The sequence below is a fragment of the Acidithiobacillus sp. M4-SHS-6 genome, from assembly GCF_047421495.1.
GTDB lineage: Bacteria > Pseudomonadota > Gammaproteobacteria > Acidithiobacillales > Acidithiobacillaceae > Acidithiobacillus.
The window spans coordinates 914,500-941,325 of sequence record NZ_CP175559.1 but is presented as its reverse complement, the minus strand read 5'-3'; the positions used below and the strand labels follow the sequence as shown (position 1 = coordinate 941,325).

The following is a 26,826-nucleotide window of genomic DNA, read 5'->3' as shown; positions in this document are numbered from 1 at the left end:
TGGACTGCATCCCCTGACGGGGATGGGGATCTTTTTTCAGGAGACTTCGCCAGGAACAGTTGAAGTAGCCGTATTCTGGGACTTTGCCGGAATGACCCAGACAAAAATCTCCCCTTTACTGATCATGCCTAAATGCCGTCGAGCCAGTTCTTCAACGGCGCAATCACCACTTTGCAAACTGACCACCTTGGCTTCCAACTGATCATTGCGTGTTTCCAGCTTCTTCAAAACAGCCATCCGAGTATCCAGCTTCTGGTGTAATTCACTCACATTCAACCAGCTACCGGCACCCAACCAGAGGGGATATTGCAGAGCACACAAGGCGGCAAGCAACATAAAATCGATCAGGCGCATTTCTGATTTTGCCATATTCACTCCGGCTTTGAACTGCGCCCAATCCCACATACTGAAATAATCTCCGAAAATGAAGTCGCTGCTGCTCAGCGAGTTAATAATATCCTTTTAGTCGAGATTATAAAAAGTTGCAAGTCCTGGATAACGGGCCACCTCGCCTAATTCCTCTTCAATGCGCAAAAGACGATTATATTTGGCCACCCGATCGGTACGTGACAAAGAACCGGTTTTAATTTGTCCACAACCGGTGGCCACCGCCACATCTGCCAGGGTCGTATCTTCGGTTTCGCCGGAACGGTGAGAAACAATAGCGGTATAACTATGGGTTTTGGCCATTTCAATGGCCGCTAAAGTTTCGGATAATGTTCCGATCTGATTCAGTTTTATCAGAATACTATTGCCCACACCCCGTTCAATACCTTCGCGCAGAATGCTGGTATTGGTCACAAAAATATCATCTCCCACCAGTTGCAGACGATCTCCCAAACGATCGGTCAAGATAATCCAGCCATCCCAATCATTCTGATCCATACCATCTTCAATGCTGATCAGCGGATAACGATCCGCCAGGGCAGCCAGATAATCAACAAATTCGCTGCTGCTCAGATCGCGCTTTTCACTGACGAGATGATAACGGCCATCCCGATAGAATTCACTGGAAGCCACGTCCATCCCCAACCAGATGTCCTTGCCGGGCTGATAGCCAGCCTGGGCTATGGCATCCATCAACAGCTCCAAAGCCGCTTCGTTGGAAGACAGGTTTGGTGCGAATCCGCCTTCATCACCCACTGTTGTGGCCAGGCCTTTTTTCTGCAGAACACCTTTGAGGCTGTGAAAAACTTCCACACCCATCTGCAAGGCTTCCGAAAAAGATTCAGCACCCGCAGGAATCAGCATGAATTCCTGCATGTCCACATCATTATCGGCATGGGCGCCGCCGTTGATGACGTTCATCATGGGCACCGGCAACTGTACAGGACCCAAGCCTCCCATATACCGATAGAGGGGCTGTCCGGCAGCATGGGCAGCGGCATGGGCCGCAGCCAGGGAAACACTCAAAATGGCATTGGCACCCAGGCGCGACTTGTTTTCGGTGCCATCCAGCGCACACATGGCGGCATCCAGATGTTCCTGGTCTTCGGCTTCCATGCCCAGCAAGGCATCCTGAATTTCGCCGTTCACATGCTCTACGGCCTTGCGCACCCCTTTGCCGCCATAACGGGAACCACCATCCCGCATCTCCATGGCCTCGCGTTCGCCCGTCGATGCCCCGCTGGGAACGATAGCGCGTCCCATGGCACCATTTTCCAGGTGCACCTCCGCTTCTACCGTGGGATTACCACGTGAATCCAGTACTTCACGACCTTGAATGCGAACTATGGCGCTCATATTAATGCCTCGGGATGATTTTCAGGGAAGTCTTGGGACTTGACCACCTGGTCAATATGTTGGAGGGCCCGCAGCAGGCTTTCCATTTGCCCCAGTGGCCAAGCGTTGGGCCCATCGGAAAGTGCTTCAGCGGGACGAGGATGGGTTTCCATGAACAGTCCGGAAATACCGGCGGCTACGGCAGCCCTGGCCAGCACCGGCACAAACTCCCGCTGCCCGCCCGAGCGATCTCCCTGCCCGCCCGGCAATTGCACGGAATGGGTGGCATCAAAAACGACAGGGCAACCGGTCTGACGCATTACCGCCAGAGAACGCATATCCGAGACCAGATTATTATAGCCGAAAGAGGTGCCACGCTCGCAGACCATGATCTGCTCATTACCCGCAGCCCGCGCTTTGTCAGCCACATGGAGCATATCCCAAGGTGCCAGGAACTGCCCCTTTTTAATATTGACCGGCTTTCCGGCGGCAGCCACCGCCTGAATAAAGTCGGTCTGCCGGCACAAAAAGGCGGGGGTCTGCAACACATCGACCACCTCGGCGACCGCCTGGACATGCTCCTTTTCATGGACATCGGTAATGACCGGCACCCCTAATTCCAGCCGCACCTTTTCAAGAATGCGCAGCCCCTCCTCCATGCCGGGGCCACGAAAACTTTTCCCGGAAGAACGATTGGCCTTGTCATAGGAACTTTTGTAAATGAAGGGAATTTCCAGACGCTGACAGATGTCCCGGAGATTTTCTGCCGTCTGCAAGGCCAGGGTCTCGCTTTCAATGGCGCAGGGACCGGCAAGCAGGAAAAAGGGATGATCCAGTCCTGCCTCAAAACCGCAGAGTTTCATGCCTGACGCTCCCTTTGGGTCACGGCCGCCGCCATGAAGGCATCAAACAACGGATGCCCCTGGCGCGGGTTGCTGGTGAATTCCGGATGAAACTGGCAGCCCAGAAACCAGGGATGATCGCTCAACTCCACCACCTCCACCAAGGCGCCATCCGCCGAAAAGCCGGTATATTGCAAGCCTGCCGCAGCCAGGGGCTCACGGTAACGGTTATTGAACTCGAAGCGATGCCGATGGCGTTCATAAATAACGGTCTGGTTATAGGCCCTGGCTACCAGGGTGCCAGATTGCAAGGTACATTCCTGCTCTCCCAAACGCATCGTCCCCCCCAGATTGCCGCCCTCTTCCCGATACGCGGTGTGACCTTCAGCATCGGACCATTCGGTCATCAGGGTGATCACCGGATCGGGAGTTTCCGGATCCAACTCAGAACTGTTGGCCTGGTTCAGCCCCGCACAGTGACGGGCGAACTCCACCACGGCAAGCTGCATCCCCAGGCAAATGCCCAGATAGGGCACCCGGTTTTCGCGCGCGTAGCGAATGGCGGTGATTTTTCCTTCCGTGCCCCGGCCACCAAAGCCCCCCGGGACCAGTATGGCATCGGCATCGCCCAGCATTGCCGTACCCTGGGTTTCAATGTCTTCGGCATCCACGTACAAAAACCGTACCTTGCGCTGTGCCCGTAATCCAGCATGTAACAAGGCTTCCGCCAGGGATTTGTAAGACTCGGTCAGGCCGACATATTTACCCACCAAGGCAATGACCACCTCGCCCTGGGGATTTTCCAGGGCCTGAATGATGCCCTGCCATGCCCCGAGATCAGGGGCCGGAGCCTGCAAGCCCAGATTCTGTAAAACCAGATCATCCAACTCCTGATCATGGAACAGCAAGGGCAGACGATAAATACTGTCCGTATCGATGGCGGAAATCACCGCTTTTTCCGTGAGATTGGAAAACAGGGCAATTTTGGCGCGATGATCTTCCGGAATGGGACGGTCGGCGCGACACAACAAGACATCCGGCTGGATACCAATGGCCCGCAATTCCCGCACGGAGTGCTGGGTAGGCTTGGTTTTCATTTCACCCGCAGAGGGTAAATAGGGAACCAGGGTCAGGTGCATGAAGAGGGTATTTCCGCGCCCTTCTTCTACCGCCATCTGCCGGATGGCTTCGAGAAACGGTTGGGATTCAATGTCACCCACGGTTCCGCCGATTTCCACCAGGGCCACATCCGCATCATCCGCACCAATCCGGATACGACGCTTGATTTCATCGGTGACATGGGGGATGACCTGCACGGTTCGCCCCAGATAATCTCCCCGCCGTTCTTTTTCGATGACCGTCTGATACACCAGACCCGTAGTAAAGTTGTTCCGCTTGGTCATGCGGGTCGAGATGAAGCGCTCGTAATGCCCCAGATCCAGGTCCGTTTCGGCACCATCGGCGGTGACAAAGACCTCGCCATGTTGAAAGGGACTCATGGTGCCGGGATCCACATTGATATAAGGATCCAGCTTCAACATGGTCACCCTAAGCCCACGCGCCTCCAGCAAAGCGGCCAGAGCCGCGCCGGCTGCGCCTTTGCCCAACGAAGAAACCACACCACCTGTCACGAAAATGTATTTGCTCATAGGTCTCGAAGTGCACGCGCTTGATGCAGTGCATGGTAGCCAATTCGGGCCTACGGCACAACGCGAAGAATCGCTCAAACAGGGAAACGACTGCCGGTTGACCGAGGTATGGCAGCAAACCATACCCCTGCTGTCACCCGTGGGGACCAGCGATTACTGTAGAGTCGCCATATCAATGACAAAACGGTATTTCACATCACTTTTCAGCATCCGCTCATAGGCGGTATTGATATAGTCCATGGGGATCACTTCGATATCCGAAACAATGCCATGTTCAGCGCAAAAATCCAGCATTTCCTGGGTTTCCCGAATGCCACCAATCAAAGAACCCGCCAACTGACGACGGTTGGCAATCAAATTGAACACGGCCGGAGAGGGATGGGCTTCAGCAGGCACACCCACCAGGGTCATGGTGCCATCCCGCCGCAAAAGGCTCAGAAAAGCATTGAGATCATGGGAAGCAGCGACGGTATTGAGAATAAAATCAAAGCTATTGGCATGTTTTGCCATCTGCTCAGGATCCGTGGATATGCAAACCTCATCCGCACCCAGACGTCGGCCATCTTCAACCTTGTTGGGGGAAGTGGTGAACAATACGACATGGGCTCCCATGGCATGGGCCAGCTTGACCCCCATGTGTCCCAAGCCCCCCAGACCCACGATACCGACTTTTTTGCCCGGACCCACTTTCCAGTGGCGCAAGGGCGAGTAGGTGGTGATGCCGGCACAGAGCAGTGGCGCCACACTGGCGAGATCCTTGGCTTCGTGCCGAATCTTCAGCACAAAAGACTCCTTGACGACAATGCCTTGGGAATAGCCGCCATAGGTGTTTTCTCCCCCGAACATGGGGCCGTTATAGGTGCCGGTGAAACCATTTTCGCAATATTGTTCATCACCGTCATGACAGGAACTGCAGTGGCCACAACTATCGACCATACAGCCCACACCGGCAAAATCCCCCACCTTGATGTTTTTGACCTGATCGCCAACGGCCACCACCTTGCCGACAATTTCGTGACCCGGGACGGAGGGATAGAGGGTATTTTTCCATTCATTGCGGGCTGTGTGCAAATCGGAGTGACAAACGCCGCAATACAGAATCTCAATTTTGACATCCTCAGGACCCGGTTCGCGCCTCTCAATGTCATAGGGGGCCAAAGGACTGGTGGATGATAGGGCTGCATAAGCTTTAGTCATAATAACTCCTTTAGTTGTGTGTAGGTGAACCCACTTGCGGGAGATCTGCAGGAAATGGCAGATGCCCGGTTTTGACCAGTATCAGGCAACCTTCCTTGCTGAAAGGTTGATGGGCACTCCCATGAGGATTGCGTATCCAGGTTCCGGCAGGATATTGCCCATGCTCATCGGCAAATGTCCCCTCCAACACCAGGATTTCTTCGCCCCCGTAATGACGATGTGCCTGGAAATAGGTTTCCGGCTGCCAACGCACCAATGCCGTATGTTCGCCTTCAAAATCTGCCAGCGGCAGTACCGTCAGCCCATCTACCAGCCCGGGAGACCAGCGTGCTTCTGCCATGTTGATGCAGACCGGCTGCAAATCCCGGGGATTGAAGTGACGCAACTTTACAAAAATGATGCAACCGTCTTGCGAATAGGGCGTGTGGGCAGATCCTGGAGGATTGCGGATATAGGTTCCAGGACCATAACTCCCGGTTTCGTCGGAAAATGTCCCCACCAGCACAAAAATCTCTTCACCCAAAGGATGGGTATGTCTGGGAAAACGAGCACCCGCAGCATAACGCACCACAGAAGTTGCCCGGGCCTGCTCTGCGCCATCACGCTCCAGCAAACGCCGCTCGATGCCCTCTGCCGGTGAACCCTGCCAGGGCAAATCCGGTGTATATATAACAACAGGCTGAGACCAATCGACATTGAGTTGCATCACCCTCTCCTGTTATTACATACCGTCTGGTTGGTATAAATTTTAGGAAGAGACAGTCCGCTCGTCAAGCTGTGGGCACGGGGATTTACTCCGCTCCACGGCTAAATGAGCGGCAGCCACCAAGCCAGCATCAACAGGGTCAGGAACAATACCGGTGGAGTGATGAGTAAACCGGTTTTCATATACAGCCCCCAGCCTACGGTCACACCTTTGCGACCAAGCACATGCAACCAGAGCAAGGTCGCCAGACTCCCGATAGGGGTGAATTTGGGACCCAGATCACAACCGATGATATTGGCGTAAATCATGATTTCCCGCAGCATAGGGTCTGCCGTGGCGGGCAAATGATGGATCGCCAGTGCGCCTACCAGCACCGCCGGCATGTTGTTCATGACGGAAGACAGTAGTGCCGCCATGAAACCCGTACCCAAAGCCGTCACCACGGGACCATGCTGCGCGAAATCATGCAGGGCCATGGTCACATAATGGGTCAGGCCTGCATTCCGCAAACCATAGACCACCAGATACATCCCCAGACTGAAAACCACGATCGCCCAGGGTGCTTCCCGCAGAACCTTGCGCACCGGAATTTGCGCGCCCCGTCCGCCCTGGAACCAGCGTCCCGCCAGAACCAACATGATCAGCGCGCCGGTACCCGTGACTACAGAGACGGGCACATTCCAATGTGCCGTCACAAAGTAGGCCACCAGCAACAAAATCAGCACCGGGAAACTGGCACGAAACACCACAGGATCTTTAATGGCCGAGGCAGGGACCGGTAAATGCGTCGTAGGATAACTGCCCGGCACGCTACGCCGGAAATACAGCCAGAGAATGGCCAGAGTGGCAAGCAAGGCCACCACATCCACGGGTACCATGACCGCAGCATAGCGTGAAAATGTGATGTTGAAATAGTTGGCGCTGACAATATTCACCAAATTGGAAATCATCAAGGGTAAACTGGTGGTATCCGCGACAAATCCGGTAGCAATAATAAAAGCAAAAGTCGCCGTCGGTGAAAAATCCAGACGCAGCAAAATAGCCATGACAATCGGGGTCAATAACAAGGCGGCACCGTCATTGGCAAATACCGCGGCAATGCAGGCCCCCAACAACACGATCAGTACAAACAGCAGTCGCCCATGTCCGCCCCCCCAGCGGGCCACATGCAGGGCCGCCCAGTGAAAAAAACCGGCTTCATCGAGAATCAAGGAGATGATGATCAGCGCCACAAAGGTGAACGTCGCATCCCAAACAATATGCCAGACAATGGGAATATCTGCCCAGGTGATGACCCCTGTAGCCAGAGCAAGCACTGCCCCACCCATGGCACTCCAGCCAATGCTCAGCCCCTTGGGTTGCCAGATGACCAGAATCAGGGTCACGAGAAAAATGATGACGGCCAACATGGTGGTGGCATACTCCGTAGCATTGGAATTGGCGCTAGTCTTGACGAGGCACGGATATTTGTCAATAATACAAGAAATATTCGCGGGTTGGATCATGGAAGTTTCAAAAGAAACAGAAATTGTCGTTCATCAGCTGGAATCTCTGGCCTCTCCAATTCGCCTGGAAATTTTTCGTTTTCTGGTGGAGCAGGAGCCCACAGGTCTGGTTTCCGGGGATATTGCCGAACATCTCGATCTACCCCACAACGGCATCTCTTTTCATCTGAAAAGCCTGCAACATGCCGGCTTGGTGACGGTACAACGGGAGGGTCGCTATCAGCGTTACCGTGCAAACATACCGGTGGTGCGGGGACTGGTCGCCTATCTGACCGAAAATTGTTGTCGTGGTACCCAGAATTGTGCCTTACCCCAACCCCTTGAAGGGGAATGTGTTCATGAAGACACCTGAAATCCTGTTTCTGTGTACGGGAAACTCCTGCCGATCCATTCTCGCGGAAGTCATCCTCAATGGACTGGCCGATGGACGCCTGCATGGGACGAGTGCGGGCAGTCATCCCGCCGGTTACGTCCACCCGCGCTCCATTCAAATCCTGCAGCAGGAAGGTTTTGCCACGGAAGGCCTGCGCAGCAAGTCCTGGGATGACCTCCAGAACACCCCGGATGTAGTCATCACCGTATGTGCCAGTGCTGCCGGGGAAGCCTGCCCTGCCTATCTGGGGCCTGCCCTGCGCGCCCATTGGGGAGTGGACGACCCTGCCAAGGCCACCGGCACTGAAGCGGAAATCAATGGGGCTTTTCAAACGGCCTACCGTATTCTCCGGACCCGCATTGAAGCCTTGCTGAAACTGCCCGTAGCCGCACTGCTCGAAAAAGATCCTGCGCAATTAAAGCAGGAGCTGGACCGCATCGGGAAACTGGAAGCCCAATGATGGCCACGCCTGAAGACAATCCGGCCATGATTCCGACTGCCCAGGAGTTTCATCTCAGCTTCCGGGTTGCCGACCTGGCCATCAGCACCCGATTCTATACGCAGCTTCTGGGCGTTGCTCCCAAGCAGAGTACGGCGCGCTTCAGTACCTTCATTGTGCCGCATTTGTGTTTGAATCTGGTCATTCTGGTGAACGACCGAGGAGAGTCGCTGGATACCTATAGTCTTTATCATGTAGGCCTGGGTGTAAAAGACCGGGCAGCGGTCATCGAAAGTTACCATCGCGCCCGTGCGGCCGGTGCCGAAATCGTCAAACCGCCGCGCACCACATGGCGGGGAATGCCTTTACATGAACTTTGGTTACGTGATCCTACTGGCTACAACATTGAAGTATACGCCCGCCTGAGCGATACCGAATTGGCAGAAATGCCCGCTGATCAGGAGCCATTTTTCCTGGTGCCAGGCACTGAACCGAAAGGAAGCTCCTGATTTTGACGATTGGTCCGAGCGATCTGGCATTAGTCCTCTAACAAAGAGACTTCCAGATCGGTACCCAACAGGCGCTTTTCCAGCTTTTTGATTTCATCCCGCAATACAGCCGCCTGCTCAAACTCCAGGTTCCGCGCATGGCGGTACATGTTTTCTTCCAGCTCCTTGATTTTTATGGCAACAGTTTTCGGATCATTGAGCAGGTGATAGCTGCTGTTTTTTTCTGCCACTTTCGCGGCTGGCTGGGCGTTACGCCGATAGACTCCCTCGATGATATCTGCGACCGGCTTCACAATTCCCTTGGGGGTAATATGGTGGGCTTGATTGAATTGCACCTGCTTTTCGCGACGACGATCGGTTTCCCGCATGGCGGCGGCCATGGATTTGGTCACCTGATCAGCATATAAGATGGCACGTCCATGCAAATTGCGTGCGGCTCGGCCGATAGTCTGGATCAGCGAACGCTCCGAACGTAAAAAGCCTTCCTTGTCGGCATCGAGAATGGCTACCAACGCCACTTCCGGCATATCCAGCCCCTCCCGCAAGAGGTTGATACCGATGAGCACATCAAAAACGCCTGCGCGCAGATCGCGAATGATTTCCACCCGTTCAACGGTTTCAATATCCGAGTGCAAGTAGCGGCACTTAATCTCCAAATCATGTAAATAATCGGTCAAGTCTTCGGCCATGCGCTTGGTCAGGGTGGTCACTAGAACCCGCCAACCACTGCGCACCACGACCTGAATTTCATCGATCAGATCATCCACCTGGCCTTTTGCCGGACGCACCTCCACCTCCGGGTCCACCAACCCGGTAGGACGAACCACCTGCTCGACGATCTGCCCGGAATGGGCCATCTCATAGGGGCCTGGAGTGGCGGAAATCAGCACGGTCTGGGGCATCAAAGCCTCAAACTCGGAAAACATCAAGGGTCGGTTATCCAGCGCTGAAGGCAGTCGAAAACCATATTCCACCAGGGTTTCCTTGCGTGAACGGTCGCCCTTGTACATACCTCCGAACTGGGGCACGGTCACATGGGATTCATCAATGAACAGCAAGGCATTGGCCGGCAGATAATCCATCAACGTCGGCGGTGGCTGCCCCGGTGCCCGTCCCGACAGATAGCGGGAATAATTTTCGATCCCGGAGCAATAACCCAGCTCGGCCATCATCTCCAAGTCAAAGCGGGTCCGCTGCTCCAGCCGCTGAGCCTCGACCAACTTATCGGCCTTACGCAAATCTTCCAGGCGCTCGCGCAGCTCCGCTTTAATACTTTCCAGGGCTTCCAGAATCGTCTCTCGGGGCGTCACATAGTGGCTTTTTGGGTAAATGGTGTAACGCGGCAAACGCACAATGGTTTTACCGGTCAGCGGGTCAAAAAGGGAAATCCGTTCGATTTCATCTCCAAACAGTTCTACCCGCACTGCTTCGTCTTCACTTTCGGCGGGCCAGATATCAATGACATCACCATTGACCCGAAAAGTACCGCGCTTTAATTCCAGGGGGTTACGGGTGTACTGCATTTCTGCGAGGCGATGGAGAATGGCGCGCTGGTCCATGGCGTCGGATTCACGCAAATGCAAAATCATGCCATGGTAGGAAGCGGGATCACCCAGACCATATATGGCAGAGACGGTCGCCACAATAATGACATCCGGCCTTTCCAGAAGGGCTTTTGTTGCGGAAAGACGCATCTGCTCGATGTGGTCGTTAATGGACGCGTCTTTTTCAATAAAAGTATCGGAAGACGGCACATAGGCTTCAGGCTGATAATAGTCATAATAACTGACGAAATACTCCACGGCATTGTGTGGGAAAAAGGCGCGCATTTCCGCGTAAAGCTGTGCCGCCAGGGTCTTGTTGGGCGCCATGATGATGGCAGGACGCTGAGTTGCGGCAATGACATTGGCAACCGTGAAAGTTTTGCCGGAGCCCGTCACCCCAAGCAGCGTCTGGAAAAATTCCCCGTCTGTCAGCCCTTGAACCAACTGGCGAATCGCCTCAGGCTGGTCGCCCTGGGGCGCAAACTCACATTCCAGGATGAAGCGCTTATCCATTAACCCCTCCAAAGGCAGCACACCTGCATCATAAGATACCGCAAGCATCATAAGGAAATTGGACAGTCTGTTGTTCCCAACATTTGGAACCTTACCCTTCCCTGATGACGATGCCTACTTTACAATAGAAAAAATGTCACAAACATCTGCGCATTATTGCGCCTGTAGCTCAACCGGATAGAGCAACGGCCTTCTAAGCCGTAGGTCAGGGGTTCGAGTCCCTTCAGGCGCACCATATAAAACAATAGGTTACAGCAAAACCGCGCCCTTCGTAATTCGCTCATGGGACACTCATGGGACACTGAACCGCAAACCGGGGCAACAAAACCCGCCCGCTTTCAGCCTTGCCTGACACCCTGAGAAAACCTGAAAACTGCCCCATTTTTTCCGGCGCTGCCCCATAAGTGCCCCATGAGCCAGAAAGCCCTTGCAGATAGGTAATGAAAACAGCCTGTTGAATTGTGACGACATGCGCTTGCCTAGCACGTGTTGCGCTTTTTTGCCGCGTTTGCTAAGATAAAAAACAGGCCGGGGGTGTTACCAGCACCAGCCCAGCCCTACCAGTGGCAAGCATGGAGGAACCCGCCAATGGATACCGCAATTATATCACCACTTCCTACTTTGGCGGACTGCTGACATGGCCGCCATAGAAAAGCGCACCAGCAAGGACGGCAGCACCAGCTACCGGGTGAAGGTTCGCTTGAAAGGCCAGCCCGTCCAGTCTGCCAGCTTCCAGAGCCTCACCAAGGCCAAGCAATGGGCCACCCAGACGGAAGCCGCTATCCGGGAAGGCCGATATTTCCAGACGGCAGAAGCCAAGCGTCACACACTGGCGGAAGCCATTGCCCGGTATGAGCGGGAATGTTTGCCCGGTATCAGGACAGGTGAGAGCCGCCGCCCCTTGCTGCATTGGTGGAGTGAGCGTCTAGGCCACCTGACGCTGGCGGAACTCACCGCGCCAGTTATCAACGACGCATTGCAGGGACTCGCCAAGGAACCCAGCGAGCGGCACCCGGACAGGCCCAGGGCACCCCAGACCGTGGCCCACTTCCGCCAAGCCCTGGCTTCCGTCCTGTCCGAAGCCGTGAAGTCATGGGAATGGTTGGAGGTATCACCCATGAACAGGGTAGCCAAGCCCACCCTACCGCGTGGCCGGGTACGGTATCTCTCAGACGATGAGCGGGAAAGACTGCTGCAAGCCTGCCGTGAGTCCACCAATGCGGACCTGTACGTTGCCGTCCTGTTGGCCTTAACCACTGGCGGCAGGAAGGCCGAGACTATGGGCGCGACGTGGGCGCAAATAGACCTGAAGCGGGCCACCTTGCAGCTTGAAGAAACCAAGAACGGTGCCCGCCGCACCTTGCACCTTGCCGCGCCTGTTCTGGAACTGCTGCGGGAACGGGCCAAGGTAAGGCGTCTGGATACGGGGCTGCTGTTCCCTTCCAAAGTAAACCCAAGGCAACCTGTGGACCTGCGCGACCCGTGGGGAAAGGCACTCAAGACGGCAGGTGTCGAGGACTTCCACTGGCACGACTTGCGGCACACCTTCGCAAGCATGGCCGCCATGAACGGGGCTTCATTGCCAGAATTGGCCGCCCTGCTGGGTCATAAAACCTTGAGCATGGTGCAGCGATACGCGCATTTATCGCCCGCCCATACCGCCGCCATAGCTGAGCGCGTGGCCGCCCGAATGATAGGGGGCCAGTCATGAATGACGCCGACTGGTGGCCTATCCCAGAACATGAACGCCGGGCCTTCGTGGAAGCCTTCGAGACAGCCCATGCCGAAGGGAGAATATCAGATAGGGTTTTTGCCCGCGCCCGTATTGAAGCCGCCATTGCCCGCTGGCACCTGCAAGCATGGGAAGCGGCGGGCAGGCCGGAACCCGTGCCCGACAATATCACGGAAGGCAGGCCACCAATAGAAAGCGTGGGCATTCCCGCCGTGGATAAAGCCCTTACGCATATCGTCACACCCGCGCATGTTTTCTTGAATAGCATGGCCTACCTGTTGAGAGAGAGCGACGACGCGCTGGAAACTGCCGAGCGCCGGGCCGAGTCCTGCGATAAGGCCGCTGAATTACTCAAAGAAGCCGCCAGGCTGTTACGGGGTGCGGATAATATCCCCTTGGCGGGAACCATTGACGCCCTTGCGCCGTGGGCAGAGCGGGGCAAATTTGGCACCGTGTTCCCTGTCGGAATGACGGGAAGGTATCTGCAAGCCAGCCAGAACTTCGACGCTCTTACCGCCATGCTCAAGGGCAAGCGGGGCACTGCAACAAGAGCCGCCGCTGTTGTGCGGGCATTGGTTCCGTTCTTCCCGAATACATCCGAGTTCTGGGTGGGTGGCGGGTACTCGCTCATTGCTGGACTGGCGAAATTGTGCGGGGCGCATACCGCGACGGCCGCCTATGTGCGAACGACACTTGAGCAGGCCAGACGTACAGTGGCACCAGCGCCCAAGCCGCGCCGGGATAACAGTCTAATAGGGTTACTATCCAAGCCTAAAATATAATGCCCGTTTTTAGCCCCTAAATATTTTAGCCCCATTTTAGGGGCGTTTCTTTTTATAGGTTCCCATTTATTACGCTTGCCTTGTCGCCGGAACATCCCGGCAAATTGAGCAAGGTAAAGCAAACATGGAAACTGGAAACTTAAAGACTATCAAGCAGTTCTGCGCCGATAACAAGGCATTTTCTCAGGGCGGTATCCGTTCGGCTATTTTCTGGCGGGGTGACTTTCTGGAAGAGCAGGGGGCCATTTGTCGCCTTGGCCGCCGCGTTTTAATTGACGAGCAGAAATTTATCGAGCTGGTCAAAGCTGGCGGGCTCCGCCAAGTGCGGGGTGCCGCATGAGCTCCAACGAACGGATACTCTTAGGCATTTTGCTGGCGCATCCCGTGAGGTTCCGTTTCCTGAACCGGGTTTTCGACTTCACGACCGAATTTATTCTGAACGGGCTCTCTGCCCAGGGCTTCGTTTTCCATACGACGGACAATTCCGAAGGTGACGGCTCCTTTATCTTTCCATGGACGCTGCTGAGCCTTGATGATGGAAGCCGTCAAATGGCCCATGATGCCTTGGACGCGCCGGACCCCGAAGCACGCAGCGATGAGTTCGACGCCGCGCTGCTGGAAGCCGAAAGGGCCCTCCTTTGAGGTCGCGCGAGCCGTACCAGCCGGATATGCTGGCCGACATTACAAAGCTGTCACAATTCCCCCGCCACAAGCAGCGCCAGCCCGGAAAATTCGACGGGCCGCACAACGAGCGCGAGCGTCGCGCTCTGCAAGCCCTGCTGCGCCGCCATATAACGCGGGAAGAACTTGACGCCGTGGCTGGTGCTTCTAACGGCCCGGAGCTAACGAACCGGCTTCGTGAGCGGGGCCTCGAACTGCCTTGCTACCGTCTGGGGACTTTTGACCGTGATGGTTTGTGGGTTTGGCGGGGGTTGTATGCCCTCACACAAAAGGACCGGGTGCAGGTATCCCGCGCTTTGGCGGTAAAGGGTGGCCCCGCAGCCACCCAGGGTACAGCGAGCCGGAAAGCCACCAAGCAAGGGGGCCGTCATGGATGATAACCCTGTGATAGTTTTTCAGGAAGCAATGGATGCCGCTGGTATCCACCTTGCGGCAGGCCAGTCCATAGCCTCAGACGGCAAACTGCACCGCGCCCGCGCCTCCGATGATAAGGCCGGGGCGCGGTCCATTTGGTACAACCTGCACCTCGACCAGCCCGCGTCTGGGGCTGCCGGAAATTGGAAAACTGGCGCAACTGTTCGCTGGTGCAGCAAACGGCAAAGCACTCTCACCGCCAAAGAAAGGGAAACCCTGCGCCTTCGCATTGAGGCTGATAAACAACGAGCGGAGCGGGAACAGGCTGCCCGTCACGCTGATGCTGCAAGGCGTGCCGCGTGGGTTTGGGACCATGCCAAGCCTGCCAGCCCACAGCACCCGTACCTGCTGAAAAAACAGGTTCCTGTGGGCATTGGCCGCCAGAAAGACGGGCTTTTAATTTTGCCCATATTCGACTTTGGCGGCACCCTGCACGGCTTGCAGTATATCGACGGGCGGGGGGCAAAACGCTTCAGTAGTGGCATGGGCAAGCGGGGCCATTTTATCCCCACTGGTGAGATACCGGACGGTACGGCACCGCTTTATATCGCGGAAGGCTATGCCACCGCCGCGACGCTGGCAGCCATGAAACCGAATGCCTGTCATATCGCCGGGCTGGACTGTGGAAACCTTATCAATGTAGCCACTGCTGCACGGGAACGCTGGCCGCGCCTTCAGATAGTGGTATGCCCGGACTTCGACGCTGTAGGCCAAAGCAAGGGCCGCGCTGCTGCCGAAGTGAGTGTGCTCAGCCAAATTGATGGTGCTCTGGTCAAGTTTTTTGAGGGGTCGCCAGGTGAGTGCTGTTCTACTTTTTTTCATTACCATTCATAAAGCTTGCTACTTTCCCACACCTCGTGTGCTGAGCGCCCTAATGCGCTAATTCTTGCGCACCCCTCAACGGGCCAGACCATGGTGGCGCCCATGCCCGGCTAGTTTGAATAGCGCTTGATACTTACGATTGCTGGCTAATTTTTGACCTCCTCAACATTCTGCAAAAACGGTGACATTCTCTGCGGGAAATTTACGGCCCTCTTTTTTCAGGGAAAAATAGAGGTGCAGATAGAGGTGACAGGAACACCAGCGCGTAGAGCAATTGCTGCATGCTGTTCCCGACAAATCGCTCTATCAGCCCGCCAGGCAGATCTTGCCGAGGAATCGGTGGAAGGATGATGGCCCCCTCGGCCCGCCAAAGAGGGGTGCGAACAAACGCCTCACGCCACCATAGCCGCCATCGGGCCAGGGTACGTTTGGAAATGCCCAACAGGGACCGCAACTTGTCATGCTGGGCTTTCTTGGCCTTTCCAGGCTGCAGGACGGAGATCAGCAGCATACTGGTCATTGCGTATCGCCTTCTGCCAAAGAACCGCACCGAAGGCGGCGTTACGCGCTTACGGCAGGTTTCGCAACAGAAGCTGTGCCGATGTACCAAGACGGGTGCTTTCCCGGATTCACCACGGAGCAGCCGAGGAAAGCGGGCACTATGGAGCTTGCCGCCACAATAAGGACATCCTTTCGACTTTCTTTCTTCCGCCAGTTGCAGATCCATAGCGGTCACTGTGGCCTGCCATTTTGCGCTCTGTGCCAAATGTAACACCTTTATGCACCCCTTCTTTCTGAGCCGAAGACAGACCATAACTTTCTTCCAATCTTCTTTTCAAGAGAATTGATACGTAACAGTTACAATGATCACCATCAGCTATGGGCCATGACTACCGCCCCTCACGCTACTTGACCGTCAGGGCATCCAAAACCATCAATATCTTTGGCCATACTCACCGAAGCCGCTCATGCCCATATCTTGCCGCCGCCTGCCCGTATCCCGGAAGGCGCAACGGACTGGAACGACTGGCGGAATGCCCAGGGGGTGCGGCATGTCATGGGCTGACGATATCCCACCACTGGATGCCTACGCCGACGAGCAACCCGCGCCGCGTTTATCCGTGGTTTCTGCTGATACCGCGCCCACCGCTGGTGCTGGTGAACTGCCGGAGCCGGAGCCTGCCGTTGATATCCCCACCGTGGACGTGGCCGGGGTGCTCACCAACCCTAGCCCGCCGCCCGCCTTCATATGGACTGGTAGGGTTCCTGCCGGGCACGTCACCCTGCTGTCAGGGCATGGGGGCAGCGGCAAGAGCACCCTTGCCTTGCAACTGGCGGCAGCCGTAGCCACCGGAAGCCCGCTTCTGAGACAGGATACCACCAAAGGCCGGGTGCTGTTTTTCAGTGGAGAAGACGCCGCGCCACTGCTGCGCCTGAGACTGGCTTCGATATGCAAGAGCATGGACATAGCGCCGCCCGTGCTGGCCGAGTCCCTGACGCTACTGGACGGAAGCAGCGAGCCGGTTCTACACCGGGAGCTTTCCGCCTTCGGGGTTCGCACACTGGAAGCAACGCCTGTTTTCCACCGTTTGGCGGAACTGGTGAATGAACACCAGCCCGCGTTACTGGTTATCGACAACGCCAGCGATACGTTTGAGGGTTCAGAAAATGACCGCGCCCAGGTCCGGGGCTTTGTCCGGGCCTTGACGAAGCTGGCAAGGGAAACCGCCAGCCACCCCGCCATAGTGCTGCTGACCCATACGCCGAAGGCCAGCGTAGGGGGCCGTGGTGAGAGCTATTCAGGCAGCACGGCATGGCATAACAGCGCACGCGCCAGACTGAGCATGACGCCCGTCAAGGACGAGCCGGGGGCCGTTACCCTGTCACTGGATAAATTGAACCTTGCACCCATGACAGCGCAACCGTTGCGCCTTCTGCGCTCACATGGCGGGGTGCTGGTGCTGGATGAGAGCGCACCGGACGCCGAGCAGGGGCAGGACGAGGAACCCGCCAAGGCGGTATTGACACTGCTGGCCGACTTCAACCGACGCGGGGAGCATATCAGCCCCGAACTTAAGGCCAGAAACAACGCATGGAAAATGCTGCACCCCGAGCCGGGCTTTCCGAGACGTACCTACCGCGCCGCCGGGCCGCTCTTTGCAGCGATGCGGGGGCTGGAACGCCAAGGAATGATAGAGCGCGCCGAGTATACGAACGAGCACCGGAAGCGGTATCAGGAATGGAAGCTCACCGCCAAGGGTTGGGAAGGAATAGGGGAAACTGCGCCCACTGCGCCCACTGCGCCCACTGCGCCCACATACCATGAAGGCGCACTAGACGCAGACAGCCCCGTGGTGGGTGCGCCCACTGCGCCCACATACGGGCAGGGGTATATAGGGGAAAAGAGCGCGCACAATGTAGGCGCACATGTGGACGCGGAAGTTTCTACTTTGGCGGAAACACAAAACGGGGGCCAGCCATGACGCCCGCGCCCACTGTCCACTGTATCGACTGCACCCGGTATCTGCCGGGCCAGCCTATCCCCACCCAAAGCATGGGCAAATGCACTGCCACTGTCTCAGGGCTGCCACATTCTGGCGGAACCGGGCACAAGGCCGCATTTCCGTATGCCCCCCGCACCTGTTCACAGTACCAACCGAAGGAACCGACACCATGAATGACGAAACACTTACCGAAACCGCCGTCGAATTTGTGGCAAGCATTGCACCCGCCGCGCTGGTACAGGCCGCGCATGAGTTTTGCCTGCTGGTGGATACCGAGGGGGCCGACCATGACGACTGAAAAATGGAACCCGCAAGCCGCCAAGCCCGCCATAGCCAAACTGTTCCGCGCCCTGCCCCACCTTGGGCGGACCAAGCTTGAAACCTGCGGGGGTATCACCCTTGACGTGGAATATGACGAAGTGGAAAACGCACTCATTGCCTACGACGGCGACAAGGAAGTCTGGCGCGTCCGGGACTTCATTCCAGAATAGCCCGCCAAGGGGCCATATTTGCCATACAACGCATTTTCCGGGGCAGGGTGCGGTAACCCTTACCACCAGCCCCTGAAAATTCGCTACAGGGGCTTATTTGGGCCTGAGAAAATGCCGACTATAAAAAGGCACCCCGTAACGCAACCGTTGCGCCTCCAAAAGGAACGGCCAACCCAAACAGCCGCGCGGGTTGAGCAGGCAACCGGAACACGCCCGCCACCCAGAACCAGCCCCCGATAAAAAAACGGCCAGAAAACGGGTTTCCCTGCCCTCTGGCGGGCTTTCAGGGGCGGGGTGCTACTATCCCCCTACCACTCAGGCCATTGTGAACGCTCAGAGGCAATTCTGGCCGAAGCTGCCGGGGCATCGTGAACGCTTCCATCATGGACACCGCCATAAAATACCGCCAAGCATTGCAGTGGCATGGTGGACGAAAATTCCCAGATAAAATTCACAATGCAATGCTCATGCCCGTCAATATTCATGCCAGCCAATGCCAAGCGGCGGCGCTGGGGGTTGACGATAAAACCGTTGGCGTGGTTCGGCAGGAACTGGTTTCAACTGCGGAAATTCCGCAATGCGATAGGTTTCCGTGGGGCACTCATGGGACACTGCGGGGCAAAAAACGGGAGTTATCCACAAGCAACGGGAAAAATGGCAGTCTTGCAAGGTACTGTTTTTATAGTTACTTATTGCCGCCAAGTGTTGCCTGTTATGATACCGCCCTAGCCTTCTAAGCCGTAGGTTGCAGGTTCGATTCCTGCCAGGCGCACCAATAAAAACAAATGGTTCGGTTACAATCTCGATCGCAATATTGCCTTTCTGCTGCAATGGTTTTCCGGAGCGCTGCACTGCATGCAGCATGCGCAGGGAATAAGACATGGCGACTATCAACCCGCGCAGAGACAAAGACGGCAAGATGCCGCGTGTCTGCTGACCGGTTGCTCTGTGCCCTGTTTCCCCTGCTGATTCTGCCCCGGCAGACGTGTCTGCTGATCTTCCATGTCCGTCTCCATCTGTGAACTTGTCTTCATGGATCAGGCTAATGCGGGAATTTCCAGTTAACGGTAGGAGTTCGTGGAGCCGCTTGTGTGGGGCCAGGTAGGGAGCTTTCGAGGACATCGCAGAGATATGCGAAGGGTTCAATGCCACAAACTCTTCCTGCAACATATTACGATGGGGATCCCGAGACTCCCGCTGCTTCAAATCCCGTTTGAACTGCCCGCCCTGTTTAATCGTCCACATCAAGAACCGCTTGCAAGTCCTGTCGCATTGCCGCCTTGCTCCATACTTTGCGCATCGTATTCCACATCGATATTTTCCTGCGCAGCGGCTCTCGCTAACCAGTAAAGGGCTTCCACAGTATTCTGTGGCACGCCTTGGCCGATGGCGTACGCCGCCCCCAGGTGGTTCTCCGCATTGACGAATCCATGGGCGGCAGCCTTCTTCCACCAAGAGACGGCCTCGGCGTAGTTCTGCGGCACGCCTTGGCCAAAGTAGTACAAATCCCCCAGACTGTTTTCCGCTACGGCGAATCCCTGAGCGGCAGCCTTCTTCCACCAATGGATGGCCTCGGCATAGTTCTGCGGCACGCCTTGGCCGACGTAGTAGACCACCCCCAGGATGTTCGCCGCTTTGGCATCTCCCTGGGCAGCGGCCTTCTTCCACCAATAGGCGGCCTCGGCGTAGTTCTGCGGCACGCCTTGGCCGACGTAGTAGGCCGCCCCCAGATGGGTCTCCGCTTTGGCGTTTCCCTGCGCGGCGGCGTTGCTCCAAGCGTGGATGGGTTCATTCGTTATCGCCCAGGCGCTGGCGGAAACGGACAGAGTGGCCGCGACGGCGGCAGCAATGATAAACGACTTATACATGGTGGGCCTCCATTCTGAAAAACCCGCCAGAATTGCCAGGTGGACAACGAAAATCTGGCGGACAACAACTTTTAGATACTACAATCTTAGCATCTCAAGGGAGATTCTCCCTTTCCTACGGCAAGAGCCCGGCTTGTTGGCCACGACCTTGCTGGAGGAAATGCAACGGTTACATCCAGGAGAGGTGGAGCCCGGTCAACTAAGACCCTGCAATATCGCATCCGGGTTTGGGAGGAAGCCAAATCCCACGACATAGCGCGGTGACGTCTTGCATCCTGACGGGTGACCAACGGATCACGCTGATTAACAAATCAGGCTCAAACAGCGAGGTTCTTGGTCACGGTGAATCAGCTTTCCTCCGCTCGTCGTTTGGCCATTGCTGATCCTAACTGTCGGGCTTCATCCTCATCTAGCAGTTTTTCAGCGATAGGAAAAATCTCACCATTCTCCAGCGCTACATGAGCGCGATTCATGGAGATAAAGGGTTCCAAATGCAGCATTTCGGGTAGCTCTTCTCGCTCGACGAGAGCGAGGTCTGCATCCAACACCTGCCATGCCGCTTCCAAATCTCGATGCTGTGTTGCCAGATTTTTCACTGCTGCCCGTAGCAACTGCGGGAAATCCGGTTGTGCCAGCAACCACGGGAAAAGTTGTTGCTCTTCATCGGCATGGTGTTCGGGTCCGGCGACACGAAAATAATGTCGGATGCGTGTCGCGGCCAAACGTGCGTCGCCATTGGCACCCAATTCTACCAAGTGTTCGGCCAAGCGCTCCAAGGTGTCACAATATCCCAGGATCCGATCATGGCATGCCCGTAAAAGTCCTAAAGGGTCGTCGTAGGAAGGGGTGGTATTGCCTATAAGTATCATAGCGAAGCTCCTGCTGGCATCCTGTCGAAGATCATACAGACGATGCGTAGCTTGTACTGTTCGCAGCTGTTACCCATCCCTTCGGCTGCGCAGATATAGTTATTTTTTCATCCAGATGGTTAGACATCAAAGGTTGATGGAAGGCTTAATTCCCCATGGTGCCGGAAGAAAATTGAAAAAAAAGCACACTGATACCTACATAAAGTCTGCCCATGTACTATTATAGTACAGAGTAGGCATGGAGTGATCTCGGTCCCAGAAATCAGAGGGGCTTACTGTAATCATTTGTTTCTCCACTAATATCCCACCTTCAACGGAAGCCCTTTGCTAAGAGGAGCAGGTAATGAGCCATTTGTTGGATCGCCTGAAGTTTTTGGTTCGTCAACAAGAACCCTTTTCGGAGGGGCATGGCATCAAGCTTCAGGATGATCGCCTCTGGGAGGACGCGTACAGACACCGCTGGCGTTATGACAAGGTGGTACGCACGACCCACGGCGTCAACTGTACTGGAGGTTGTAGCTGGAATGTCCACGTCAAAAACGGCCTGGTGGTCTTTGAGATGCAGGCGCACGATTACCCGCAAACCCGTCCTGATCTACCGAACCATGAGCCCCGTGGTTGTCAACGCGGGGCCAGCTTTTCCTGGTATTTATATAGCCCGCATCGGATCAAACATCCCATGATTCGCGGGCGTCTTCTGGAACTTTATCGTCAGGAAAAAGCCGCGGGGAAAGATCCGGTAGAGGCTTGGAGAGCGATTCAGGAAGATCCCAAAAAACGCAGTAGTTACGTGGCAGTACGTGGGCTGGGTGGATTTGTGCGAAGCAGCTGGGATGAAGTGAATGAAATTATCGCTGCCGCGAATATCTATACCATTTTGCGCTATGGGCCCGATCGTATTGCCGGCTTCTCTGTCATTCCTGCAATGTCGATGATCAGCTATGCCGCTGGGACACGATATCTTTCCTTGATCGGCGGTGTCCCGCTTAGCTTTTACGATTGGTACTGTGATCTTCCGCCTTCTTCACCCCAGGTCTGGGGGGAGCAGACCGACGTACCGGAATCGGCGGATTGGTACAATTCCACCTACATCATAGTCGCGGGCACCAATATCCCGGCCACTCGCACACCGGATGCACATTTTTATTCTGAAGTACGCTACAAAGGTACAAAGGTGGTCGCGGTGGCCCCAGATTATGCGGAGTATGTAAAGTTTGCCGACGAATGGTTACCGGTTCGAGCCGGCACGGATGCCGCACTTTTTCTGGCCATGGGTCATGTAGTACTACAGGAGTTCTTTTTACAAAAACAAGTTCCTTATTTCCAAGATTATGCCCGCCGTTTTACCGACCTGCCGATGCAGCTCCTGTTGCGACCCCTTGACGATGGCCGTTATGCCAGTGATCGCTTCCTGCGCGCCTCGGATTTTGCTGACCAGCAGGGCCAGGAAGAACATCCCGAGTGGAAAACCATCGTTTACGATGAGTACACACAAAGTTTTCGCTGTCCTAAAGGTTCCATCGGTTTTCGCTGGGATCAGAGTGAAGGCAAATGGAATCTCCTGCCGGAAGACGCCGCAACCGGCGAGTCCATCAAGGCGGAATTGTCCTGCCTGGGGCAGCAGGATGCGGTGGTCAGCGTCGTCTTCCCAGACTACGGCAATGGTGACGGGGAGGCGCATTTGGTCGAGCGCAGGGTGCCTGCACGTCGTCTGCAATGTGTCGGCGGTGAGCAGTTGGTTTGTTCGGTCTTTGATCTGCTCCTGGCCCAATATGGGGTCAATCGCTTGGAGATCGAGGGCGACACCAGTACAGATTACCGCAATGCCGATCGCCTCTTTACACCGGCGTGGCAGGAAAAAATCACAGATATTCCCCAAGCAGACTGTGTGCGTATTGCCCAGGAATTTGCGGAAAATGCCATCCTTACCCAGGGTAAATCCATGGTGATCGTCGGAGCGGGGACCAATCATTGGTATCACAACGATATGAACTACCGCGCCATCATCAATCTGGTACATCTTTGCGGTTGCGTCGGGCAGAGTGGCGGTGGGTGGGCCCATTATGTCGGCCAGGAAGCATTGCGTCCCCAGGCTGGCTGGTTACCTTTGGCATTTGCCGGTGATTGGTATCCTCATGCACGCCAGGCTGCGGGTACCAGTTATTGGTATTTGCATACAGACCAGTGGCGTTATGAGCGGGTCACGGCGGACAGCCTCATGCATCCTGCGGCCAAGGCGCGGTATCGCGGCCATACCTTGGCCGACTACAATGTGGTCGCTGAACGCCTGGGTTGGCTTCCTGCTGCCCCGCATTTTCAGCGGAACCCACTGGATATTGCCAAGGCCGCTGAGGCGGAAGAAGCTCAAAAGGGAGCCAGCGTTGCAGACTACATGGTCGATGAACTGCAAGGCGGGCGACTGTCCTTTGCCAGCGAAGATATCGACCATCCCGATAATTGGCCGCGTAATCTTTTTGTCTGGCGCAGCAACCTCATCGGCACCAATGCCAAGGGCCACGAATATTTTCTCAAGCATCTCCTTGGAGCGGAAAATGCGGTCTTGGGCAAGGACGATGCCGGTGCATCCTCTCAGGAGATCCGCTGGCACGAAAAAGCGCCGGTAGGCAAGCTTGACTTGATGGTCGATATCAATTTCCGTTTGAACAGTACCGGGGCGTATTCCGATATCATCCTGCCGACGGCGACCTGGTACGAGAAGGACGACCTCAATACCACAGACATGCACCCTTTCATCCATCCGCTCGGCGCCGCTGTGGATCCCGGCTGGGAAAGCCGCAGCGACTGGCAAATCTTCCGTCATTTGGCCAAGAGCTTCGCGGCGCTGGCCGAGAAACATCTCGGGAGGCGCAAGGATCTGCTGGCCCTGCCGCTACTCCACGACTCCCCCGGAGAACTGGGGCAGGCTGTGGGGGTGACCGACTGGAAACGGGATGGGCGGCGCCCAGAGCCAGGGCGTACTTGTCCGCATTTCGAAATCGTGGAGCGAGACTACCCGCGAGTTTTCGAGCAGTACAGCAGTATCGGACCCTTGCTGGCAAGGCACGGCAATGGTGCCAAGGGGGAACACTGGGAGACAGGACAGGAGATCTCAGAGCTTCTCAACATCAATGGAATATTTCCTTCGATTGACAAAAAAGATACGCCACGGCCTTCACTGGAAAGTGATATCAATGCTTGCAACATGGTGCTGCATCTTTCACCCGAAACCAATGGCGAGGTGGCTCACAAAGGTTGGGAGTCGCTGGGAAAAAAGACGGGATTGTCCCTCACCCCCCTTGCCGCCGACCGCCGGGGCGAGAAATTCAGTTTCCACGACCTGCAGGTGCAACCACGCAAGGTGATCTCTTCTCCTAGCTGGAGCGGCCTGATGTCGGAGGAGGTGAGTTATAACGCAGGATATGTGAATGTGCATTATGACGTACCCTATCGAACACTGACTGGTCGTGGACAGTTTTATCTAGACCATGAATGGATGCTGGACTTCGGTGAAGGACTCTGTACCTATCGCCCGCCACTGACAACCCATGCGGTGGCGGGTCTCCCGCAGGATATTGCGCAGCAGGGGGGCATGGTGTTGCGCTTTCTCACCCCCCACGATAAGTGGGGCATTCACAGTACCTACCATGATGATTTGCGGATGATGCATCTCTCCCGGGGAGGACCGCATATTTGGATCAGCGAAAAGGATGCCGAACGCTTGGGCGTCGCAGACAACGAATGGTTGGAATCCATCAATGAAAATGGGGCATTGATGGCCCGTGCAGTAGTCAGCCAGCGTATTCCGGAGGGGGTAGCCATCATGTATCACCAGCAGGAAAAGACGCTCAACGTTCCCGGGGCACCGAGTACCGGCAAGAGAAGCGGAACCAATAATAGTGCCACTCGGGTCATCCCAAAGCCTACCCACATGATTGGTGGCTATGCACAATTGGCCTGGACTTTAAATTATTATGGGCCAGTTGGTAGCCAGCGGGATTCAGAGGTGTTGATCCGCAAGATTAAGGATGAACGACTTTCTTGGTTGGAAAACCCATTGACTGAAGCCTTGGAAACAGAGTTACGTCAGGCGGTGGAGAAAACCCTATGAAAGTGCGTGCGCAATTCGCTTTGGTATTCAATCTGGATAAATGCATTGGTTGCCACACTTGTTCGGTTACTTGCAAGAACACCTGGACCAATCGTCGCGGTACCGAGTATATATGGTTCAACAATGTTGAAAGCAAACCGGGTATAGGTTACCCAAAAAACTGGGAAAATCAGGATCAGTGGCATGGTGGATGGACCCGGAAAAATGGCAAACTGACGCTGAAACAAGGGAATCGCTTCTGGGAGTTGTTGACTATTTTTGCCAATCCACACCTTCCGGAAATCATCGATTATTATGAGCCATTCACCTATGATTACGCGCATCTGGTCAATGCGTCATTATCGGAAACCGCACCGGTTGCCCGTCCGGTCTCTTTGGTGACGGGTAAGGTCATGGAGAAGATTGAGTGGAGTGCGAACTGGGAAGATCAATTAGGAGGGACTTATTTAACTCGCTCTGTAGACTATAACCTAAGGGATGTTCCCGGAAAGGATCTTTTGGGCGAATTTGAAAAGACTTTTCTCTTTTATCTTCCACGGATGTGCAATCATTGTCTGAATCCAGCTTGTGTCGCTGCCTGTCCCTCCGGCGCCATATATAAACGGGAGGAGGATGGCATAGTCCTCATCGATCAGGACCGCTGTCGCGGTTGGCGAATGTGCATTTCTGCCTGCCCTTACAAAAAAGTTTACTTCAACTGGGATTCCGGCAAATCGGAAAAGTGCATTGCCTGTTACCCCCGCGTCGAATCGGGTTTGCCAACCATTTGTTCGGATACATGCGTAGGCCGCATCCGTTATAACGGAATAATGCTTTATGATGCCGATCGTATTGCAGAATTTGCGGGAAAGGAAGACGAGCGAGACCTCTATCAGGCGCAGCTGGACATCTTCCTTGACCCTCATGACCCTCAGGTCATCGCGCAGGCGCAGCTGGATGGAGTGCCGGACTCATGGATCGATGCCGCTCAACGTTCGCCTATTTACAAGATGGCAGTGGATTGGAAAATCGCCCTGCCCTTGCATCCGGAATTCCGTACTTTACCGATGGTCTGGTATGTGCCGCCCTTGTCTCCCATGGGGCGGGAAATTTCCCCCAGGAATATTCCCGAAAATGCCGAAGACGTCATCCCTCGTCTGGAGGCCCTGCGTATACCCATAGATTATCTGGCCAGCCTCTTTACTGCAGGCGATCACCGGCCAGTCATTGAATCCCTGAGCAAGCTCATTGCCATGCGTGCGTATCAACGCAGCCTCCATGTGCAGGGGAAGGCCAATTTGGAGGTGCTAGCGGGTGCCGGTTTAGACGAAGCGACTGCACAGGCAATGTACCGCTATCTGGCCATCGCTGATTATGAGGATCGATTTGTCATCCCTACCAGCCATCAGGAGACAATGATGGATGATCCATACGATTTTCAGGGCCAAAACGGTTTTGTTTTTGGTAATGAGAGTAGTACGGGGGTTAGCCATGGCGACCTCTTCCCCAAACGCCGCAAGGAAACCCTCGCAGCCAACGTACAACCTTTACATTTTATTCGGCATCGAGAAATCTAA

The 26,826-nt window shown here is 55.4% G+C and carries 27 protein-coding genes, 1 tRNA gene and 1 pseudogene; 18 read left to right on the top strand and 11 right to left on the bottom strand.

Annotation, left to right across the window (positions count from 1 at the left end):
• Positions 1-36: 36 nt before the first annotated feature.
• The 7 genes from ACJU26_RS04885 to ACJU26_RS04855 all read right to left on the bottom strand — a co-directional run bounded on the left by ACJU26_RS04885 (position 37) and on the right by ACJU26_RS04855 (position 7,525).
• A complete protein-coding gene (locus tag ACJU26_RS04885; RefSeq protein ID WP_414041407.1) occupies positions 37-369 on the bottom strand; it encodes a septum formation initiator family protein in 333 nt (110 codons plus the stop codon).
• Between the two features lie 93 nt (positions 370-462).
• The gene (gene eno, locus ACJU26_RS04880) at positions 463-1,743 is read right to left on the bottom strand and encodes a phosphopyruvate hydratase (protein ID WP_414041406.1); all 1,281 of its coding nucleotides are present in this window, start codon (positions 1,741-1,743) and stop codon (positions 463-465) included.
• On the bottom strand, positions 1,740-2,585 hold the full coding sequence (gene kdsA / locus ACJU26_RS04875; RefSeq protein ID WP_414041405.1) for a 3-deoxy-8-phosphooctulonate synthase: 846 nt from the start codon (positions 2,583-2,585) through the stop codon (positions 1,740-1,742). The genes eno and kdsA overlap by 4 nt, the downstream gene beginning before the upstream one ends.
• Positions 2,582-4,213 carry a CTP synthase gene (locus ACJU26_RS04870; RefSeq protein ID WP_414041404.1) on the bottom strand — a complete coding sequence of 544 codons (1,632 nt, stop codon included), beginning with the start codon at positions 4,211-4,213 and terminating at the stop codon, positions 2,582-2,584. Before ACJU26_RS04870 ends, kdsA begins: the two co-directional genes overlap by 4 nt.
• Positions 4,214-4,366: 153 nt before the next feature.
• On the bottom strand, positions 4,367-5,410 hold the full coding sequence (locus tag ACJU26_RS04865) for an NAD(P)-dependent alcohol dehydrogenase (protein ID WP_414041403.1): 1,044 nt from the start codon (positions 5,408-5,410) through the stop codon (positions 4,367-4,369).
• A 10-nt stretch (positions 5,411-5,420) separates the two neighbouring features.
• Positions 5,421-6,116, bottom strand: coding sequence for a cupin domain-containing protein (locus ACJU26_RS04860; protein WP_414041402.1), 696 nt, complete (start codon positions 6,114-6,116; stop codon positions 5,421-5,423).
• Between the two features lie 101 nt (positions 6,117-6,217).
• Positions 6,218-7,525: an arsenic transporter gene (locus ACJU26_RS04855; RefSeq protein ID WP_414041401.1), complete on the bottom strand. Its 1,308-nt coding sequence runs from the start codon at positions 7,523-7,525 to the stop codon at positions 6,218-6,220.
• A 94-nt stretch (positions 7,526-7,619) separates the two neighbouring features.
• On the opposite strand from ACJU26_RS04855, the gene ACJU26_RS04850 reads away from it, so the two are divergent.
• Genes ACJU26_RS04850 through ACJU26_RS04840 form a run of 3 tightly spaced genes read left to right on the top strand, consistent with a single transcriptional unit; the run spans position 7,620 to position 8,942 of the window.
• Complete coding sequence (locus ACJU26_RS04850; protein WP_414041400.1) at positions 7,620-7,973, top strand: ArsR/SmtB family transcription factor; 354 nt, start codon at positions 7,620-7,622, stop codon at positions 7,971-7,973.
• Positions 7,960-8,454, top strand: a complete 495-nt coding sequence (locus ACJU26_RS04845; protein ID WP_414041399.1) for an arsenate reductase ArsC — start codon at positions 7,960-7,962, stop codon at positions 8,452-8,454. Before ACJU26_RS04850 ends, ACJU26_RS04845 begins: the two co-directional genes overlap by 14 nt.
• Entirely contained in the window at positions 8,451-8,942 is a 492-nt protein-coding gene (locus ACJU26_RS04840) for a VOC family protein (RefSeq protein ID WP_414041398.1), read from the top strand. Before ACJU26_RS04845 ends, ACJU26_RS04840 begins: the two co-directional genes overlap by 4 nt.
• Positions 8,943-8,971: 29 nt before the next feature.
• On the opposite strand, the gene uvrB is transcribed toward ACJU26_RS04840, so the two are convergent.
• Positions 8,972-10,999 (bottom strand): excinuclease ABC subunit UvrB, encoded by a 2,028-nt coding sequence (gene uvrB / locus ACJU26_RS04835; protein ID WP_414041397.1) that lies wholly within the window; start codon positions 10,997-10,999, stop codon positions 8,972-8,974.
• A gap of 158 nt (positions 11,000-11,157) precedes the next feature.
• Between uvrB and ACJU26_RS04830 the strand changes: the two genes are divergently transcribed.
• From ACJU26_RS04830 to ACJU26_RS04800, 7 genes are all read left to right on the top strand, one after another.
• Positions 11,158-11,234 (top strand) — tRNA-Arg (locus tag ACJU26_RS04830).
• A 402-nt stretch (positions 11,235-11,636) separates the two neighbouring features.
• Entirely contained in the window at positions 11,637-12,710 is a 1,074-nt protein-coding gene (locus ACJU26_RS04825) for a tyrosine-type recombinase/integrase (protein WP_414041396.1), read from the top strand.
• Positions 12,707-13,513, top strand: a complete 807-nt coding sequence (locus ACJU26_RS04820) for a hypothetical protein (protein WP_414041395.1) — start codon at positions 12,707-12,709, stop codon at positions 13,511-13,513. The genes ACJU26_RS04825 and ACJU26_RS04820 overlap by 4 nt, the downstream gene beginning before the upstream one ends.
• 124 nt (positions 13,514-13,637) lie before the next feature.
• The gene (locus ACJU26_RS04815) at positions 13,638-13,853 is read left to right on the top strand and encodes a hypothetical protein (RefSeq protein WP_414041394.1); all 216 of its coding nucleotides are present in this window, start codon (positions 13,638-13,640) and stop codon (positions 13,851-13,853) included.
• Positions 13,850-14,155 (top strand): hypothetical protein, encoded by a 306-nt coding sequence (locus ACJU26_RS04810; RefSeq protein ID WP_414041393.1) that lies wholly within the window; start codon positions 13,850-13,852, stop codon positions 14,153-14,155. Before ACJU26_RS04815 ends, ACJU26_RS04810 begins: the two co-directional genes overlap by 4 nt.
• On the top strand, positions 14,152-14,571 hold the full coding sequence (locus ACJU26_RS04805; protein WP_414041392.1) for a hypothetical protein: 420 nt from the start codon (positions 14,152-14,154) through the stop codon (positions 14,569-14,571). Before ACJU26_RS04810 ends, ACJU26_RS04805 begins: the two co-directional genes overlap by 4 nt.
• Positions 14,564-15,442 (top strand): toprim domain-containing protein, encoded by an 879-nt coding sequence (locus ACJU26_RS04800; RefSeq protein ID WP_414041391.1) that lies wholly within the window; start codon positions 14,564-14,566, stop codon positions 15,440-15,442. The genes ACJU26_RS04805 and ACJU26_RS04800 overlap by 8 nt, the downstream gene beginning before the upstream one ends.
• A 190-nt stretch (positions 15,443-15,632) precedes the next feature.
• Here ACJU26_RS04800 and ACJU26_RS04795 read toward each other — a convergent pair whose 3' ends face one another.
• Complete coding sequence (locus ACJU26_RS04795; protein WP_414041144.1) at positions 15,633-15,950, bottom strand: hypothetical protein; 318 nt, start codon at positions 15,948-15,950, stop codon at positions 15,633-15,635.
• Positions 15,951-16,373: 423 nt separating this feature from the next.
• Between ACJU26_RS04795 and ACJU26_RS04790 the strand changes: the two genes are divergently transcribed.
• The 5 genes from ACJU26_RS04790 (at position 16,374) to ACJU26_RS04770 (ending at position 19,162) form a co-directional block, all read left to right on the top strand.
• Positions 16,374-16,496: a hypothetical protein gene (locus tag ACJU26_RS04790; protein ID WP_414041390.1), complete on the top strand. Its 123-nt coding sequence runs from the start codon at positions 16,374-16,376 to the stop codon at positions 16,494-16,496.
• On the top strand, positions 16,483-17,913 hold the full coding sequence (locus tag ACJU26_RS04785; RefSeq protein WP_414041389.1) for an AAA family ATPase: 1,431 nt from the start codon (positions 16,483-16,485) through the stop codon (positions 17,911-17,913). Before ACJU26_RS04790 ends, ACJU26_RS04785 begins: the two co-directional genes overlap by 14 nt.
• Positions 17,914-18,103: 190 nt before the next feature.
• Complete coding sequence (locus ACJU26_RS04780; RefSeq protein ID WP_414041388.1) at positions 18,104-18,232, top strand: hypothetical protein; 129 nt, start codon at positions 18,104-18,106, stop codon at positions 18,230-18,232.
• Positions 18,222-18,425: a hypothetical protein gene (locus ACJU26_RS04775; RefSeq protein WP_414041387.1), complete on the top strand. Its 204-nt coding sequence runs from the start codon at positions 18,222-18,224 to the stop codon at positions 18,423-18,425. The genes ACJU26_RS04780 and ACJU26_RS04775 overlap by 11 nt, the downstream gene beginning before the upstream one ends.
• A gap of 368 nt (positions 18,426-18,793) precedes the next feature.
• Entirely contained in the window at positions 18,794-19,162 is a 369-nt protein-coding gene (locus ACJU26_RS04770; protein ID WP_414041386.1) for a hypothetical protein, read from the top strand.
• Positions 19,163-19,669: 507 nt separating this feature from the next.
• On the opposite strand, the gene ACJU26_RS04765 is transcribed toward ACJU26_RS04770, so the two are convergent.
• Positions 19,670-20,293: a tetratricopeptide repeat protein gene (locus ACJU26_RS04765; protein WP_414041385.1), complete on the bottom strand. Its 624-nt coding sequence runs from the start codon at positions 20,291-20,293 to the stop codon at positions 19,670-19,672.
• A 49-nt stretch (positions 20,294-20,342) separates the two neighbouring features.
• Here ACJU26_RS04765 and ACJU26_RS04760 point away from each other — a divergent pair.
• Positions 20,343-20,545: pseudogene (locus tag ACJU26_RS04760) on the top strand (IS21 family transposase); the annotation flags it as partial.
• Positions 20,546-20,640: 95 nt separating this feature from the next.
• On the opposite strand, the gene ACJU26_RS04755 reads toward ACJU26_RS04760, so the two are convergent.
• Positions 20,641-21,162, bottom strand: coding sequence for a hemerythrin domain-containing protein (locus ACJU26_RS04755; RefSeq protein WP_414041384.1), 522 nt, complete (start codon positions 21,160-21,162; stop codon positions 20,641-20,643).
• A gap of 343 nt (positions 21,163-21,505) precedes the next feature.
• Here ACJU26_RS04755 and ACJU26_RS04750 point away from each other — a divergent pair, with 343 nt between their 5' ends.
• The gene (locus ACJU26_RS04750; protein WP_414041383.1) at positions 21,506-25,270 is read left to right on the top strand and encodes a nitrate reductase subunit alpha; all 3,765 of its coding nucleotides are present in this window, start codon (positions 21,506-21,508) and stop codon (positions 25,268-25,270) included.
• Positions 25,267-26,826, top strand: a complete 1,560-nt coding sequence (gene narH / locus ACJU26_RS04745; RefSeq protein WP_414041382.1) for a nitrate reductase subunit beta — start codon at positions 25,267-25,269, stop codon at positions 26,824-26,826. Before ACJU26_RS04750 ends, narH begins: the two co-directional genes overlap by 4 nt.

Excerpts from the sequence above, each read along its gene's own strand:
- kdsA (WP_414041405.1), bottom strand. The coding sequence starts at position 2,585 with ATGAAACTCTGCGGTTTTGAGGCAGGACTGGATCATCCCTTTTTCCTG.
- ACJU26_RS04870 (WP_414041404.1), bottom strand. The coding sequence starts at position 4,213 with ATGAGCAAATACATTTTCGTGACAGGTGGTGTGGTTTCTTCGTTGGGC.
- ACJU26_RS04850 (WP_414041400.1), top strand. The coding sequence starts at position 7,620 with ATGGAAGTTTCAAAAGAAACAGAAATTGTCGTTCATCAGCTGGAATCT.
- ACJU26_RS04765 (WP_414041385.1), bottom strand. The coding sequence starts at position 20,293 with ATGTATAAGTCGTTTATCATTGCTGCCGCCGTCGCGGCCACTCTGTCC.
- ACJU26_RS04855 (WP_414041401.1), bottom strand. The coding sequence starts at position 7,525 with ATGTTGGCCGTCATCATTTTTCTCGTGACCCTGATTCTGGTCATCTGG.
- ACJU26_RS04795 (WP_414041144.1), bottom strand. The coding sequence starts at position 15,950 with ATGACCAGTATGCTGCTGATCTCCGTCCTGCAGCCTGGAAAGGCCAAG.
- ACJU26_RS04810 (WP_414041393.1), top strand. The coding sequence starts at position 13,850 with ATGAGCTCCAACGAACGGATACTCTTAGGCATTTTGCTGGCGCATCCC.
- ACJU26_RS04840 (WP_414041398.1), top strand. The coding sequence starts at position 8,451 with ATGATGGCCACGCCTGAAGACAATCCGGCCATGATTCCGACTGCCCAG.
- ACJU26_RS04865 (WP_414041403.1), bottom strand. The coding sequence starts at position 5,410 with ATGACTAAAGCTTATGCAGCCCTATCATCCACCAGTCCTTTGGCCCCC.
- eno (WP_414041406.1), bottom strand. The coding sequence starts at position 1,743 with ATGAGCGCCATAGTTCGCATTCAAGGTCGTGAAGTACTGGATTCACGT.
- ACJU26_RS04820 (WP_414041395.1), top strand. The coding sequence starts at position 12,707 with ATGAATGACGCCGACTGGTGGCCTATCCCAGAACATGAACGCCGGGCC.
- narH (WP_414041382.1), top strand. The coding sequence starts at position 25,267 with ATGAAAGTGCGTGCGCAATTCGCTTTGGTATTCAATCTGGATAAATGC.
- uvrB (WP_414041397.1), bottom strand. The coding sequence starts at position 10,999 with ATGGATAAGCGCTTCATCCTGGAATGTGAGTTTGCGCCCCAGGGCGAC.
- ACJU26_RS04800 (WP_414041391.1), top strand. The coding sequence starts at position 14,564 with ATGGATGATAACCCTGTGATAGTTTTTCAGGAAGCAATGGATGCCGCT.
- ACJU26_RS04785 (WP_414041389.1), top strand. The coding sequence starts at position 16,483 with ATGTCATGGGCTGACGATATCCCACCACTGGATGCCTACGCCGACGAG.
- ACJU26_RS04825 (WP_414041396.1), top strand. The coding sequence starts at position 11,637 with ATGGCCGCCATAGAAAAGCGCACCAGCAAGGACGGCAGCACCAGCTAC.
- ACJU26_RS04780 (WP_414041388.1), top strand. The coding sequence starts at position 18,104 with ATGAATGACGAAACACTTACCGAAACCGCCGTCGAATTTGTGGCAAGC.
- ACJU26_RS04885 (WP_414041407.1), bottom strand. The coding sequence starts at position 369 with ATGGCAAAATCAGAAATGCGCCTGATCGATTTTATGTTGCTTGCCGCC.
- ACJU26_RS04860 (WP_414041402.1), bottom strand. The coding sequence starts at position 6,116 with ATGCAACTCAATGTCGATTGGTCTCAGCCTGTTGTTATATATACACCG.
- ACJU26_RS04815 (WP_414041394.1), top strand. The coding sequence starts at position 13,638 with ATGGAAACTGGAAACTTAAAGACTATCAAGCAGTTCTGCGCCGATAAC.
- ACJU26_RS04845 (WP_414041399.1), top strand. The coding sequence starts at position 7,960 with ATGAAGACACCTGAAATCCTGTTTCTGTGTACGGGAAACTCCTGCCGA.
- ACJU26_RS04750 (WP_414041383.1), top strand. The coding sequence starts at position 21,506 with ATGAGCCATTTGTTGGATCGCCTGAAGTTTTTGGTTCGTCAACAAGAA.
- ACJU26_RS04755 (WP_414041384.1), bottom strand. The coding sequence starts at position 21,162 with ATGATACTTATAGGCAATACCACCCCTTCCTACGACGACCCTTTAGGA.
- ACJU26_RS04775 (WP_414041387.1), top strand. The coding sequence starts at position 18,222 with ATGACGACTGAAAAATGGAACCCGCAAGCCGCCAAGCCCGCCATAGCC.